The sequence below is a fragment of the Devosia ginsengisoli genome, assembly GCF_007859655.1.
GTDB lineage: Bacteria > Pseudomonadota > Alphaproteobacteria > Rhizobiales > Devosiaceae > Devosia > Devosia ginsengisoli.
The window spans coordinates 2742246-2756179 of sequence record NZ_CP042304.1 but is presented as its reverse complement, the minus strand read 5'-3'; the positions used below and the strand labels follow the sequence as shown (position 1 = coordinate 2756179).

The window sequence follows — 13934 nt, the reverse complement described above, 5'->3', positions numbered from 1 at the left end:
AGGGATGACTCCGTGGGGGGGAGGGCGGCACTGCCGCCCCGCATTCGATGTTATTCGGCTTCGTCGGCCGAGGCCGAATTGAGCTGGCCGTATTTTTCGGGACCGATCTTGTCGAGCAGTTCGAGCTGGGTCTCGAGGAAGTCGATATGGCCTTCCTCGTCGGTCAGCAGCGCCTCGAACAGATTCTTGGAGACATAGTCGCCGAGCTGTTCGCAGAGCTCGCGGCTGGCCTTGTAGGCGGCGCGGGCGTCGTATTCGCCGGCGAGATCCGCTTCGAGCACTTCCTTGATGGTCTGGCCGATTCGCAAAGGCGCGACGCGCTGCAGGTTGGGATGGCCTTCGAGGAAGATGATGCGCTCGATCAGGCGATCGGCATGATGCATTTCTTCAATGGATTCGGCGCGTTCCTTGGAAGCCAGCTTCTTGTAGCCCCAATCGTCGAGAAGACGAAAATGAACCCAATACTGATTGACCGCACCGAGTTCGAGAAAGAGGGCTTCGTTAAGCCGCTCGATGACTTGTGCTTCGCCTTTCACGACGTACTCCACTCCGTTGCTGCTTGAGCTTTTCGAGCCCAGTCGGAAGCGAGAGGACTTCGCCTGACTGTTGGGCTTGCTGCGAGTGGTAGTTTTCGGTGACGCGGACGATAATGTCCACCACATTCGGCACGCAGCCGCCGCATTTGGCGCGGCGATTGAGTTCCGAATAGACCTTGGCGGGCACGACAAGCTGCCACGGATCGGCACGGAGCAGGTCGAGGACGATATCCTCGATCTCCTTCGACGTAATCATGTTGCACTGGCAGACGAGCATGGGCTGCGACGGGTCGGTTGGGCTTGCTGGCGCGCATAAAGCGACCGGATTAGGTGAATGTCAAGGTCATGTAATGTCACGTCCCTAACGGGGCGTGCCATTCCATGGCCGCGCTGCGGCTGCGCCGCGCTTGCGGTCATGCAGCTTGCGCCCGCTTGCTCCTGTGTGGGGCTTGGGTAGAGTGTGGCGGCGGCTGGTGGAGGAGAGTGCGATGAGCGGATTGAAGGGCTTGCGGCGGGGTCTGTTGGCATGGACCTTTGTTGCGCCGGTGGGCATGGCCTCGCCCGTTCTGGCCGGGCCGGCATTCGATGCCTGTGCGGCGGAAGCGGCGAGCCAGTTCGAGACCGGGTTCGAAAGCATCGGCCGCGAAAGCTGGGAGATCGACACCGATGCCGCCATCGACGCCTGCACCAAGGCGCTGGCCGCGGAGCCGGGCTCGGCCCAGGTCAAGGGCTGGCTGGCGCGGGCCTATTATGCCGACGGCGATACGCAAAGCGCGGTGCCGCTGTTCGAGGAAGCGGCGGCGGATGGCAATGTGGTGGCGCTGGCCATTTTCGGCGACATGCTGACCACCGGCGATGGCGTGCCGATGGACATGGAACGCGGCGCGCAACTGCTGACGGAGGGGGCGGAAGCCGGCTTCGCGCTGGCGCAGAACAGCCTTGGGCTAAGCTACGATTTCGGCGAGGGGCTGACGCAGGACTATACGCAGGCGGCGCGCTGGTATCGCGCGGCGGCCGAGCAGGGCATGAGCAAGGCGCAGTCCAATCTGGGGCTGATGTATGAAGAAGGGCTGGGCGTGCCACGCGACTATGTCGCCGCCGCGGCCTGGTTCGAACTGGCGGTGTCGCAGGGCGATGCATCCGGCCAGGTCAATCTGGGCAAGCTGCTGCAGGACGGGTTGGGGCGGCCAACCGACCTGGCGCGGGCGGCAGAGCTCTATCGGCTGGCGGCCGACCAGGGCGACATGTATGGCCAGAACAACCTGGCCTTCCTGCTGGAGAATGGCGAGGGGGTGGAGGCCGATGTCGCGGCTGCGGCGGAGCTCTATCAGCAGGCGGCCGACCAGGGTCTGGCGCTGGCCAAGCACAACCTGGCGCTGCTCTATGAGGACGGCAATGGCGTGGCGCAGGACTATGAGCGGGCGCTGGAGCTGTATCGGGAAGCGGCCGAAGGCGGAGAAATGCGCGCTGCGGTCAATCTGGGCCTGCTCTATCTCGACGGGCTGGGCACCGATGTCGACTATGAAGAGGCGCTGAAATGGACCCAGCTTGCCGCCGATAGCGACCAGCCCATCGCGCTCAACAATATGGGCCATATCTATGAGAACGGGCTGGGCGTCACGGCCGACCGGGCCACGGCGATCGGCTATTACCAGCAGGCGGCCGACCAGGGCTATCAGCTCGCCGCCGACAACCTGGTGCGGCTGACCGGGCCGGCCGGCACCGGCGCGTCAGGCAAGACCAAGACGAAGTAGGCTCTGGTAGGTCTCATGGTGAGCTCGTCGAACCATGGGGGCGTGGCACCCAAGCCTCCACTCGCTCGACCTCGTGGTTCGACAAGCTCACCATGAGGTCTCTGGTGGGTGCGCTTAGCCTCGTTTTTCCTGCTGGCGGCGGGCCGCGATGATGGCGGCCGAGGCTGCGGTGCGATGGGCCGAGGAAAAGAATTCGCGATGCGCCAGGATCAGGATGGTCACGAGGCAGGCCACGATCGGCAGCCATTCGGAGGCGAACCAGGCCACGGTGGCTACCGAGAAATAATAGGCGCGCACGCCGCTGTTGAAATTGCGGGCGCCCAGCGCGTTCATGGCGGTGATGGCCTCGATCTCGGGCTCCGAAATGGGGCTGGAATGATCGAGCGCGCCCAGCATGATGCAGAAATGGTTGAACTGGCGCAGCGACAGCGTGAAGGCGAAAAAGGCCAGCACGAACATGGTCAGCATGACCACCAGATGCAGTTGCACATCCAGCGTGGTGTAGACCCGGTCCAGCGACAGTGAATTGAGCGTGGTCATCAGCGCCGGCACCTGGCCGAACACCGCGAAGACGGCCAGGATGAGCAGGACGGCGGTGGAGGCCAGGAAGCTCACCGAGCCCATGATATTGCCCGACAATATGGCGTCGAACGGGGATTCGCGCAGGGCGGCATTGGCCACCCAGCGGCGGCGCTGCATGTTCATGATGGCCGAGAGCGACGGCCGCATCCGCTCCACCAGCGGCACGACGATATTGTAGGCGAAGTAGCAGATCAGCGGAAACAGGGTGGAGATCAGTGTCGTCGACATTCTATGCCCCGGTGCAGGTTCTTGCTTGATAACCCACTGTGCCATTCCCGCGAAGGCGGGAATCCACTCTTCAACCTCTGAGTTGACCAGAATGGATTCCCCGCCTTCGCGCGAATGACGTTGGAACAGACGGTGAGACGCTTCCGTGTTAGATCGGGCGTGGATAGCGGCGGTGGATCGCGTCGATTTCGGCCAACAGCTCCGGCGACAGCGTCAGGTCGCGCGCGCCGATGGCATTGGCCAGTTGTTCGGGGCTGGTGGCGCCTAATATGACCGAGGTCATGAAGGGGCGGGTCAGCGCGAAGGCGATGGCCATCTGCGCCGGATCGAGCCCGTGGCGGGCGGCCAGAGCCAGATAGTGCTTGCCGGCGGCTTCGGAATGTTCGTTGAGCCGCCAGAAGCCCTTCTGGTAATCGCCACGGCTGCCCTTGGGCATCTTCCCGTCGAAATATTTACCGGTGATGAGGCCGCCGGCCAGTGGCGAATAGGCGAGCAGGCCGACATTCTCGTGGTGGCTGAGCTCGGCCAGGTCGAGATCGAACTGACGGCGCAGCAGGTTATATTCGTTCTGCACGGAGACGAGGCGGGGCAGGCCTTTTGCCTCGGCAATGCGCAGCCACTGGGCAATGCCCCAGGTGGTCTCGTTGGAGACGCCGACATGGCGCAGCTTGCCCTCCCTGACCAGCGCGGCCAGCGTTTCCAGCATGTCCTCGATATTGGCGAGCACGTCCGCCGTATCCTGCTTGTGGGGCGTGTAATCCCAGGAGCCGTCGAAATTGTAGCTGCCGCGGCCGGCCCAGTGGATCTGGTAGAGATCGAGATAATCGGTCTGCAGGCGCCGCAGGCTGGCCTCGAAGGCCTGGCGCAGGGTCTTGCCACTGGTGCGGCTGCCATTGCGGATGAAATCCACCGGCCCGCCGGCCACCTTGGAGGCGAGAATCCACTTGTCGCGCTTGCCGGTCCTTTTGAACCAGCTGCCGATGATTTCCTCGGTGCGGCCCGAGGTCTCGGGGCTGCGCGGCACGGCGTAGATTTCCGCCGTGTCCATGAAATTGAGGCCCGCCTCCAGCGCCATATCGATCTGGGCATGGCCCTCCGCCTCGGTGTTCTGGCTGCCCCAGGTCATGGTGCCCAGGCAGAGTTCGGTCACAAGCAGGTCGGTGCGGCCAAGCGGCTTCAATTTCATCAGGTGTATCTCGGAAACTGGTATGGAAGGGCGGCCACAATAGAGCATTTCGTCGTCTGGTTGAAACGCCGAAATGCTCTAAATCCTTGTTCCGTCGCGTTTCCGAGCCGCGGGCGGTGATCCCTGCTGCTGGAAACGCGCTGGCCGGTGCCGGCTGAATGGACGGAGTGGCGGGGCCGGAAAATCGCATCGTCAAAAAAGCGTCATGCAGCCTGCTTTTGGGGTTGAGCTATCGGCCCCGAGCCCCTATATACGCCTCACGTCGCGACCACGGTCGCAGTGATGACGGCCCACCGGCACTGTTATCGACTATTTGACGCGGGATGGAGCAGCCCGGTAGCTCGTCAGGCTCATAACCTGAAGGTCGCAGGTTCAAATCCTGCTCCCGCAACCAAAAAACCCCAGTTAAGCCAAGCGCTTATCTGGGGTTTTCCTTTGTCTCTCAGTCGGCACCACGATACGCCGGAATCAAATAGGAATCAGCAAGAAGCGAGCAGCAGCGCGCAATCGGCTGCTTCAAGAGAGCGATTTGTATTTTGCATTTGCCCGCGGGAGTGCCGCTTCGCTCTGAAGAGTTGTGTGTACTAGCCAGGGCCTACGAACGCCGCGCCGTCCAATTCCAGCGGATGCAGTAACCCATCGGTATCCGCGCCGCCCGCGCCCTCAGAAAGCATTTTTGGCGGCACACCATCGCCGTAGCATTCGCGCTAGTGCGTCTCGGTCTGGTTCTACTGGCAGTTGCAGCGGCTGCAAAATCAGCTTCCTTAGGCTTTGTCGGTTCTAGGCCTGCCTCACTGCTCGATGGTCGGGTCCGTTCGTCGGCGCCAGTATCACAGCTATTATCGGCATTTCCTGTTCTCCGTCCAATGATGGATGGAGCGGGTTAACTAACTAAAACAATTGGTTATTGATGGTTATGCAGGCGACTTGCACATAGGCGCACAGACATTTCTGTCTGCTGCCGCTAACGCGCGCCTGAAAACTTTCGACCTGGAGGACGCAGGTTCATGACCTGCTCCGCCACGAAAAAATCCCAGTGAAATCAACGAGGCTTTTCCTTTGGCATTGATTTCTGTCCATTCACACCGGAATAGTATCAGTTGACGGGAAGCTCCATCGCGGATTTGGCGCCGTGCCACAATCACGCTAGTCCTAACAACAGAGATTGGACCGGACGTTGCTCGTACTGCGGCGGCTTTGGCCTGGAACACAGTGACCGACAAAATGATAGATCGCGTGCCTGGTGGGCTCGTTGCCACGCGAATTGAAGAAGGTCAAATTTGGTGGTCAGGGTCGTTCGGTAAGGTCGCTCGCGGACCAGGACGATAGACGCTCCTACCTAAAGCTGGGAACCGAAAGCCGTTCGGCTGCCTCGCGAAAGCACTCCACTGGTGCACTGACAATGCCCGCGCCGATTTGGCCGCCGCCCTTGCCCGCCATACCAATGTCCCTAACAGGCAGCACGCCTTCCTCAAGAACCTTGAACACGTCGATGCCAGTCGGCGTGCCGCGAGAGGCGAAGGCGGCGATCTTGAAATCGGGATTCTCGCCAACGGTAATCCTGTAGAGCGCCTCGTTCCGCTCCATCATGACGCCATAAGAACCGCCCTGGTACGCCTGCAGAGCCGGCGCGCCGGCTTGAGCAAAGCCCTCGAGGCCAACGGTCTCAGTGATCGTGGCGAAGTCAGGCGCGCATTTGTCGATTTTAGGGACGTGAACACATTAGCATGAAGCCGTGCAACGCGCCTGAACGTATCGGGTAGGGAGCTTAAGGAGTGCGTGTCATATGACATAGGAGAGGCAGGCAGCGGAATCTCGCGGTCACGTTACCTCGGTTGTGCCGCATGCCCGGCGGAAATAGAACCTTCAAACATGAAGCACGCAAAGCAATTGACTTTGAAAAATCGTGTCTCTAAATAGGAAACACGTGTTTCCTAGTGTGAAGCTGTAGAGGATAGCAATGCAGGAGCTGAATTTGGGCGAACAATCATGACCGGCATTCAGCTTAATGGCGTGTCGAAATCCTACGGCAACGTCAATATCATTCGCGACCTCAATCTGTCTGCGGCCGAGGGCGAATTTGTCGTGTTTGTCGGGCCTTCGGGCTGTGGCAAGTCAACGACCCTGCGGATGATCGCCGGGCTGGAGGAAGTATCCGGCGGCACCATCCATATTGGCGGACGAGACGTTACCTGGGCGCCGCCCAAGGATCGCGACATCGCCATGGTGTTTCAATCATACGCTCTCTACCCGCATATGAATGTCGCGGAAAACATGTCCTTCGCGCTGCGCCTGGCGGGTACATCCAAAGCCGAGATAGCAGCTCGCGTGCGCAATGTGGCGGACATGCTGGAGCTCACGCCCTATCTGGAGCGCCGCCCGCGCGACCTGTCCGGGGGACAGCGCCAGCGCGTTGCCATGGGGCGCGCCATCGTGCGCGACGCCTATTGCTTCCTGTTTGATGAGCCGTTGTCCAACCTCGACGCCAAGCTGCGCGCCACCATGCGCACCGAACTGGCGCTCCTGCACAAGCGGCTGGGCCGCACGATGATCTACGTCACGCATGATCAGATCGAAGCCATGACCATGGCGGATCGCATCGTCATCATGAAGGACGGGGTCATCCAGCAGACAGGTTCGCCGCGCGATGTCTACAACGCGCCATGCAACCTGTTCGTGGCCTCGTTCATCGGCTCCCCGGCGATGAACCTGCTCGATGGGGAACTGGTGGACGATGCCGGCCGGCTGTCGGTGCGGGGCTCCGGCTTTACCCTGCCGGTGCCGGCACGGCTCGCCGCCCGGGCAGCCGCGGCGCCGGCGCGCGCGGTCAAGCTTGGCCTCAGGCCGGAGCATTTTTCGGCTGAATCGCAGAGTGATGAAAGCGCGCCGGTCGAGCTGCGCGTCAAGGTCGCCGAATATATCGGTTCCAGCCAGTTCCTGACCGCCGAATTCGGCGGCAGCACGATCACCGCGGCGATCGAGGTCGGGCCGGATACCGACCGGCTCGGCGACGGTACCTACTACTTCAACACCGCCCGCATGTACCTGTTCGACCAGGCCAGCGGCACGGCGATCTGACTACACTGCCGCCAGGGAGGGTGGCAGCTTCTTCAACATGGGAGGACGACACTTGAATAAATTCGCGGGAACCTGCGTGACGGCGGCTCTGGCCGTCGCACTGAGCATGGGCACGGCCCTGGCCAGTCCGTATGAACGCTTTGCCGGCACCACGATCGTGGTGTCCTGGCCGGCGATGACCCACTTTGCCGCTGCCGAGAAACTGGTGGACGAGTTTACCGAAGAGACCGGTATCGAGGTCGAGTTCGACACCCTGCAGTATCTGGCGCTACGTGACCGGCAATTGCTGGAAATGTCCAAGCCACGCGGCGACTATGATGTCGTTTCCTGGGTGGTGATGTGGAAAGGCGAATATGTCACCAAAGGCCTGCTGACGCCCCTGTCGCAGTTCTTCGCCGATCCCACTCTGGTCGATCCAGACTATGACATCGACGACATCGCTGATGCCTATCTGCAGAATGGCGGCGTCGTCGGCGGCGAAAAGGGGTATCTCGCCGGCAAGTCGGGCGCCCTTTATGGTATTCCCTTCGGTGCGGAAACCTCGTTTCTCGCCTATCGCGAAGATATCTTTGCTGAACAGGGCCTTGAGCCGCCGCGCACCTATGACGAATTGCTGGTCGTGCTCGACCGGCTGAAGGCCGCAGGCATCCCGGCCATGACCTCGCGTGGCGCCACCGGCCATCAGGTCACCGCCGCATGGCTGATGCATCTTGCCCCATTGGGTGGCCGCATCTTCGACGAAGCCTGGAACCCGACCTTCAACGATACGGCGGGGGTCAAGGCGGCCGAGGTGCTTCGCGAAGTGGTTCGTACCGGACCGGTCGGCATTCCCGCCTTCGGTCTAGGCGAGGCATCGGCCGCTTTCCTGCAGGGCGATGCCGCCATGTATCTGGATACGATCAAGATCGCGGCGCAGGTGCGCGATCCCAATCTCTCCAGGGTTGACGGCCTGGTCGGCTATGCTCTCCATCCGGTGGGCGACCGCTGCGGCGCGGAAACCGGTGGCTTCGCGCTGGGCATTCCGGCCAACAGCCAGAACCAGCAGGCGGCATTCCTGTTCATCCAGTACATGACATCCAAGCTGGGCGATCAGCGCATCGTCGAGCTCGGGGGCGACCCGATCCGCATGTCGACGCTGGAAGCCAATGTTGGCAATTTCGCCGAATACCAGACGGTGCTGGAGCAGCTGCCTTGCGCCGACGCCGACTGGCGCCCGCTCATCCCCGAATACAATGAGCTCAATGTCGACATTCTCGGCCAGGCGCTGACCGAGATCATCACCACGGATTCTCCAATCCAGCCCATCATGGATGCCGCCGTCGAAAAGGCCCGGGCGATGATGGAACGGGCAGGCTACTATGCCTGGAACGACTACCGGGCTGCCGCAAACTAGTCTCACCCAATCGGCACGAATGGTCGGCGGGGGCGCTCGCCGACCATTTTCAATCCGGCAGTGTCCGGCAATCTGATGGAGTTTACCCCGATGCCCGCAAGCGTTCAGTCCGCAGGGGCGGAACCGGCCCAGCCCGCACCGCGCAGACGGCGCTTCGTGTTGACGCCTTACTTCTTTGTTGCTCCGGCTGTGGCCATCATGGCCCTGGGCCTTGTCTATCCTGTATTGCAGGCCTTCTACCTGGCGCTCTACGACTGGAAGGTCGGCACGAGCCTCGCCAATGCGCCATTCGTGGGCCTGGCGCATTTCCAGCGGCTGCTCAGCGATCCCGATGTCATGGAGTCGCTGTGGGTAACCCTGCGCTTCGGCTTCTGGACCATTTCGCTCGAAATGGTGCTGGGGATCGGGCTGGCCCTGCTGCTCGAACGTCCCATTCGCGGCGCGTCCTTCTTCCGCACCGTCTTCATCCTGCCGCTGATGATTTCGCCCGTCGTGGTGGGGTTGATCTGGCGCTATCTCTTTGACGCCCGCATCGGCTGGATCAACTATTACCTCGGCTTCATCGGCATCGAACCCCAGGTGTGGTTGGGTGATCCGCAACTGGCCTTCTTCGCCATCGTCGTCACCGATATCTGGCAGTGGACGCCGTTCATCTTCATCATCGTTATCGCCGGCCTGCAGGCGCTGCCCTCGGAAGTGATCGAAGCCAGCCGCATCGATGGTGCCAACTGGTGGCAGCAGGTCTTCTTGGTCAAATTGCCCATGATCAGTTCGATCCTGGTGATCGCGCTGCTGATGCGCCTGATCGACGTGTTCCGAGCGCTCGAGGTCATGTACATCATGACCGGCGGGGGGCCGGGCCGATCGACCGAACTGCTCAGCCTGCATATCTACAATCGGGCATTCGCCACCCAGCAACTTGGCTATGCGTCCGCTATCGCCGTGCTGCTCATCCTGGTGGTCTCGGCGTTCAGCCTGCTCATCCTGCGGCTGGGTAATCCCATGCGCGGCAAATCCAACATTTGATCGGCCAATCGACATGACGCAAACATCTTCGCCCGCAGGCGCAGCCACCCCTGTCTATCGCCGGCGCAACAATGGCATATTCCATTATGTCGTGCTGATCGTGCTGTCCCTGATCTGCCTCGCACCGATCTGGATCATGATCTCGACCTCGTTCAAACCCGATGTCGCGGTACAGTCCTCGACGCCCATGTGGTTCTTCTTTGTCCCCACGCTGGATAACTACGTGAACATTTTCGGTCGCGGCAATTTCGACCGCTATCTCGGCAATTCGCTGATCATCGCGCTGTCATCAACGCTGCTGACCCTGCTGGCGGGCGGGCTGTGCGCCTATGCCCTGGCCCGCGCCCAGTTCCGTGGCCGCAGCTTCCTGGCCAACGGCACGCTGCTGATCCGCATGGTGCCGCCGGCCGTGCTGGCAATCCCGGTCTTTGCCATCGTGACCGGCTTTGCGATCGATGCCGATTTCGTTGTGCTCATTCTGCTCTATACCGCCCTCAACCTACCCTTCGCCATCTGGCTGCTGTTCGGATTCTACCAGCAGATTCCGGTGGAGCTCGAAGAGGCGGCGATCGTCGATGGCGCATCACCCCTGCAGGTCTTCTTCCAGGTTCTGATGCCGCTGATGAAATCCGGCTATGCCGTTGCGGCCATCTTCACTTTCCGCATTGCCTGGAACGAGTTCATTCTCGCTTTGCTGCTTACCGGAAGGCAGAGCCGCACCCTGCCCGTGGCAACCTCCACCTTCATCACCGATACTGGCGTCGAATGGGGGCGCATCATGGCCATGGGCACGCTGATCGCCATTCCGCCGCTGCTGTTCACTTTCTTCGCGGCGCGGCAGATCATTGCCGGCATGACGGCCGGGGCGGTCAAGGGCTAGGCGGCGCGGTCGAGGAGCGGATGACCAGGCGGGGTTCGGGCGAGGTGATGTCAATCTGCCTTCCCGCCGGCTGCTCCTCGGCCAGCAACAGGCGGACGGCTTCGCGACCAAGCTGGGCCAGAGGCATGTCGACGGTGGTCAAAGCTGGGTTGGTATGACCGGCAAAGGGCGTGTCGAGCAGGGAAATAACGGAAACGTCCTCCGGCACGCGTTTGCCAATCGCGTGCAGGCCGGCCAGCGCGCCGATGGCGGACATGACATTGGCGACCACGATGGCGGTCAGGCCAGGCTCCCGCTGCATGAGACGCATAACTGCGGTCTCGCCGGCTGCAATGTCCGAACCGGCCTGTTCGTACCAGGATGGCGGCGGCGTCCCAGCATCGACCATCGCCTGCTGCCAGCCCGCCACGCGACGCTGGGAAAAGCCGGCGCCGGAACTGGTGGCCAACATGCCGATGCGGCTATGTCCGAGGTCCAGGAGGTGGCGGGTCGCGATCATCGTGCCGGCTTGGTCGGCGATGCGCACGACGCCATAGTCGGCATTGGGCTCGTCCTGCAGGCATACGAGGCGGGCATTGGCGATGACGATTTCGCGCACCGTTGCGTCCTGCTGGGTGCCGAGGCCCAGCAAGATGACGCCGTCAATGGCGCCGCCGCGTATCAGTTTGCCCAGACGGGCATTGCCGCTCGCCAGCGCGCTGACTTCACTGACGAACAGCATGTGGTCGCGCGCATCGGCCTCTTCCTGCGCGCCCACGAAAATCTGCGTGAAGACGGGGTTGGTGATGTCGTGCATGGCCATAGCGATGGCCTGCGGGCGCGCCTTGCGCAGGCTGCGCGCCGATTCGTTGGGGACGTAGTCGAGCTCGTCGGCTACTTTCTGGATCAGGCTTCGCGTATCCGGGCTGACGCGCAGGGTGGGATCGCCCGTAAGCACGCGCGACACGATCGAATGCGTAACTCCGGCCCGCAGGGCAATGTCCTTCAATGTCGCCAAAACGTGCTGCCTCCATCCTGGAATCAGGAATAGCGTGGTCGCCGGTATTGACAAAGAAAAATCGATTACCTAGTTAGGAAACACGTGTTTTCAAACTCGCTGAATGCGAGGAAAACAACCGGGAGCGCGCTGTGACGCGCAGGGAGGCAGAATATGAGCGAGTTGCGCGCCGCCGTGCTGGGGAGCGGAACCATGGGTGGGCAGATTGCGCTGGTGCTGGCGCTGGGCGGGGCCGACACGGTGCTGTGGGGCCGGCGCCCGGAGGCGCTGGATGCCGCGGGTCAGACTATCGAGGCCGCGGCGAACTGGATGGTCGAGGCCGGTCTGCTTGACCAGCCAGGCGCCGATGCCGGCATCGCCCGTATCCGCCGCTCATCCGATATGGCGGACGCCGTGGACGGCGCCGGTTTCGTCATCGAGGCGGTGGCCGAGGATGCCGCGCTGAAGCAGGCGATATTGCTCCAGGCCGAGCAATTCGCGCTGCCCGAAACGCTGCTGTCGAGCACCACATCCGGTATCAGCGCCACGATCCTGCAGGAACGCCTGCAGCACCCGGAACGATTTGCGGTTGCCCACTTTGCCCAGCCTGCCCATCTGATGCGGCTGGTGGAGGTCGTCGCAGGCGATGCGACATCGACCGAAACAGTCGCGGCGGTGTCGGCGATTCTCGAGCGCAGCGGCAAGCTGCCCGTGCTGGCCCCCAATGTTCCGGGCTTCCTGTGGGCGCGTATCCAGCATGCAATCCTGCGGGAATTCGTGTCGCTGGTCGATAGGGGCCTGGTGACACCAGAAGCCTGCGACCTCGTGCTCAAGGAGGGCTACGCCGTCCGCCTGCCTGCAATGGGCAGTTTCGAACATGCCGATCTGGCCGGGCTTGACCTGATGGCAAGCAGGGCATCGGCAGCGGTCTGGGCCGATCTCAGTACCGAAAGCCAGCCGGGCAATACATCCGTCGGCCGCCTGCTGGCGGAAGGCAAGGCCGGCATGCGCGCCGGTGCGGGCTTTTACGACTGGAGCAAGCGGAATGCGGACGCGTTCCGGCGCAACCGCGACGAGGAAATCGTCCGTCGCGTACTGATCCAGCGCGGCGCCCGCGTCGTGCCGGCCGGCGAATAGAATGTCTGGTGGGATCGGGAGGAGAGTGTCGTGATATTGCGGGCCATCGGCTGGGACGATCCAAGATGCATCGATCCGCTGCGTGCGGCGCTGGACGAATGGTGCGGACGCCACAATCTTGACTACGACATCGGCACGCGGCCGCTGACGGCGTTCAACGACCAACCGCTCGAAGATCTGGCGCGCGAATGCGATGTGATGTCCATCGATCACCCGCATGTCGCTGCTGCGGTCGCGGCATGCGCGCTTGCGCCGCTGGATCGCCACGTGCCGGCTGAGGAATTGGCGGCGATCCGCGCCGATGCGTTGGGTCGCAACTACGATTGCTATGTGGTTGGCGACACGCCCTATGCCTTTCATGCCGATGCGGCGTGCCAGCTTGGCGCCGTCCGCCAGACGTTGCTGGATTCCCTTGGCGAGACCTGGCCGCAGAGCATGGCCGACGCTGTCGGGCTGGCGCGACGTCATTCCGGCGCCGTGGTCTGGCCGCTCTATCATACCGATGCCGTCAGTTCGCTGCTGAGTCTGCTCGCCGCAGACGAGGCGGGGCCGCTTGTCGAGGGCCCATTCTGCCGCGACAGGGCCAGGGGCGTTGCGGCCATCGAGGCCATGGCCGAACTGGCGGGGCTGATGGACCCAGCATGCTGGGACTTCACGCCGCAACGGGCCTTCGCCTTCGCTGCGGAGCGGCCGGTGGCCTATCTGCCGTTCATGTTCTGCTATCTCCGGCTGGCCTATGCCGACACGCCCTACGGGCCCTGGACCATGGGGCTGTCGCCCGCCGGTCGCGGCAGCGTGCTTGGCGGAGCAGGTCTCGCCGTTTCCGCCGCGTCGCCGATGGTGGAAGCCGCAAGCCGGTTCGTTGCCTGGTATTGTCAGCCTGGGACCCTGAAGCGTCTGGTCGCCTCGGGCGCACAGCCTGGTAGCATCACGGCGTGGTCCGCTGACGACCCCGACCGGGTGGCGGCCGGCTTCTTTGGCGCCGTCCGCCCCATCCTCCATTCGGCCTGGGTGCGGCCGCAGGCGGCCTGGTGGCCACATGCCCAGATTGCCGCGGGCCAGACACTGGTCGAGGGTCTGCGGGCCCATCGATCGGCCACGACTATTCTCGACAGCGTCGAGGCCGCTTATGCGGCGGCGCGCCTGGCACATTGAGGA

13 protein-coding genes and 1 tRNA gene are annotated in these 13934 nt (G+C 62.5%); 8 read left to right on the top strand and 6 right to left on the bottom strand.

Annotated features, from left to right (window positions below):
* Positions 1–50: 50 nt before the first annotated feature.
* Positions 51–536 carry a bacterioferritin gene (bfr, locus tag FPZ08_RS13420; RefSeq protein ID WP_146290484.1) on the bottom strand — a complete coding sequence of 162 codons (486 nt, stop codon included), beginning with the start codon at positions 534–536 and terminating at the stop codon, positions 51–53.
* Positions 502–813, bottom strand: coding sequence for a (2Fe-2S)-binding protein (locus FPZ08_RS13415; protein ID WP_146290483.1), 312 nt, complete (start codon positions 811–813; stop codon positions 502–504). The genes bfr and FPZ08_RS13415 overlap by 35 nt, the downstream gene beginning before the upstream one ends.
* 211 nt (positions 814–1024) lie before the next feature.
* On the opposite strand from FPZ08_RS13415, the gene FPZ08_RS13410 reads away from it, so the two are divergent.
* Positions 1025–2290, top strand: coding sequence for a tetratricopeptide repeat protein (locus FPZ08_RS13410; RefSeq protein ID WP_146290482.1), 1266 nt, complete (start codon positions 1025–1027; stop codon positions 2288–2290).
* A 114-nt stretch (positions 2291–2404) separates the two neighbouring features.
* On the opposite strand, the gene FPZ08_RS13405 is transcribed toward FPZ08_RS13410, so the two are convergent.
* Both FPZ08_RS13405 and FPZ08_RS13400 read right to left on the bottom strand, forming a co-directional pair.
* On the bottom strand, positions 2405–3100 hold the full coding sequence (locus tag FPZ08_RS13405) for a DUF599 domain-containing protein (protein ID WP_146290481.1): 696 nt from the start codon (positions 3098–3100) through the stop codon (positions 2405–2407).
* Between the two features lie 148 nt (positions 3101–3248).
* Positions 3249–4286 (bottom strand): aldo/keto reductase, encoded by a 1038-nt coding sequence (locus FPZ08_RS13400; RefSeq protein ID WP_146290480.1) that lies wholly within the window; start codon positions 4284–4286, stop codon positions 3249–3251.
* A 317-nt stretch (positions 4287–4603) separates the two neighbouring features.
* Between FPZ08_RS13400 and FPZ08_RS13395 the strand changes: the two genes are divergently transcribed.
* A tRNA-Met gene (locus FPZ08_RS13395) sits at positions 4604–4680 on the top strand.
* A 941-nt stretch (positions 4681–5621) separates the two neighbouring features.
* Here the strand turns inward: FPZ08_RS13395 and FPZ08_RS13390 are convergent.
* Positions 5622–5876 carry a hypothetical protein gene (locus FPZ08_RS13390; RefSeq protein WP_186766997.1) on the bottom strand — a complete coding sequence of 85 codons (255 nt, stop codon included), beginning with the start codon at positions 5874–5876 and terminating at the stop codon, positions 5622–5624.
* Between the two features lie 399 nt (positions 5877–6275).
* Here FPZ08_RS13390 and FPZ08_RS13385 point away from each other — a divergent pair, with 399 nt between their 5' ends.
* From FPZ08_RS13385 to FPZ08_RS13370, 4 genes are all read left to right on the top strand, one after another.
* Positions 6276–7364, top strand: a complete 1089-nt coding sequence (locus FPZ08_RS13385) for an ABC transporter ATP-binding protein (RefSeq protein WP_146290478.1) — start codon at positions 6276–6278, stop codon at positions 7362–7364.
* 52 nt (positions 7365–7416) lie between these two features.
* Positions 7417–8757: an ABC transporter substrate-binding protein gene (locus FPZ08_RS13380; protein ID WP_210246800.1), complete on the top strand. Its 1341-nt coding sequence runs from the start codon at positions 7417–7419 to the stop codon at positions 8755–8757.
* Positions 8758–8847: 90 nt separating this feature from the next.
* Positions 8848–9783, top strand: coding sequence for a carbohydrate ABC transporter permease (locus FPZ08_RS13375; RefSeq protein WP_146290476.1), 936 nt, complete (start codon positions 8848–8850; stop codon positions 9781–9783).
* Positions 9784–9796: 13 nt separating this feature from the next.
* Positions 9797–10663, top strand: coding sequence for a carbohydrate ABC transporter permease (locus tag FPZ08_RS13370; protein WP_146290475.1), 867 nt, complete (start codon positions 9797–9799; stop codon positions 10661–10663).
* On the opposite strand, the gene FPZ08_RS13365 is transcribed toward FPZ08_RS13370, so the two are convergent.
* Positions 10653–11660 carry a LacI family DNA-binding transcriptional regulator gene (locus tag FPZ08_RS13365; RefSeq protein ID WP_146290474.1) on the bottom strand — a complete coding sequence of 336 codons (1008 nt, stop codon included), beginning with the start codon at positions 11658–11660 and terminating at the stop codon, positions 10653–10655. The genes FPZ08_RS13370 and FPZ08_RS13365 overlap by 11 nt on opposite strands.
* Before the next feature lie 153 nt (positions 11661–11813).
* Here FPZ08_RS13365 and FPZ08_RS13360 point away from each other — a divergent pair, with 153 nt between their 5' ends.
* Together FPZ08_RS13360 and FPZ08_RS13355 are read left to right on the top strand one after the other, a co-directional pair.
* Positions 11814–12776, top strand: a complete 963-nt coding sequence (locus FPZ08_RS13360; RefSeq protein WP_146290473.1) for a 3-hydroxyacyl-CoA dehydrogenase family protein — start codon at positions 11814–11816, stop codon at positions 12774–12776.
* Between the two features lie 30 nt (positions 12777–12806).
* Entirely contained in the window at positions 12807–13931 is a 1125-nt protein-coding gene (locus tag FPZ08_RS13355) for a type 2 periplasmic-binding domain-containing protein (RefSeq protein ID WP_146290472.1), read from the top strand.
* Positions 13932–13934: the final 3 nt, after the last annotated feature.

Excerpts from the sequence above, each read along its gene's own strand:
- FPZ08_RS13415 (WP_146290483.1), bottom strand. The coding sequence starts at position 813 with ATGCTCGTCTGCCAGTGCAACATGATTACGTCGAAGGAGATCGAGGAT.
- FPZ08_RS13410 (WP_146290482.1), top strand. The coding sequence starts at position 1,025 with ATGAGCGGATTGAAGGGCTTGCGGCGGGGTCTGTTGGCATGGACCTTT.
- FPZ08_RS13405 (WP_146290481.1), bottom strand. The coding sequence starts at position 3,100 with ATGTCGACGACACTGATCTCCACCCTGTTTCCGCTGATCTGCTACTTC.
- FPZ08_RS13400 (WP_146290480.1), bottom strand. The coding sequence starts at position 4,286 with ATGAAATTGAAGCCGCTTGGCCGCACCGACCTGCTTGTGACCGAACTC.
- FPZ08_RS13390 (WP_186766997.1), bottom strand. The coding sequence starts at position 5,876 with ATGATGGAGCGGAACGAGGCGCTCTACAGGATTACCGTTGGCGAGAAT.
- FPZ08_RS13385 (WP_146290478.1), top strand. The coding sequence starts at position 6,276 with ATGACCGGCATTCAGCTTAATGGCGTGTCGAAATCCTACGGCAACGTC.
- FPZ08_RS13375 (WP_146290476.1), top strand. The coding sequence starts at position 8,848 with ATGCCCGCAAGCGTTCAGTCCGCAGGGGCGGAACCGGCCCAGCCCGCA.
- FPZ08_RS13370 (WP_146290475.1), top strand. The coding sequence starts at position 9,797 with ATGACGCAAACATCTTCGCCCGCAGGCGCAGCCACCCCTGTCTATCGC.
- FPZ08_RS13360 (WP_146290473.1), top strand. The coding sequence starts at position 11,814 with ATGAGCGAGTTGCGCGCCGCCGTGCTGGGGAGCGGAACCATGGGTGGG.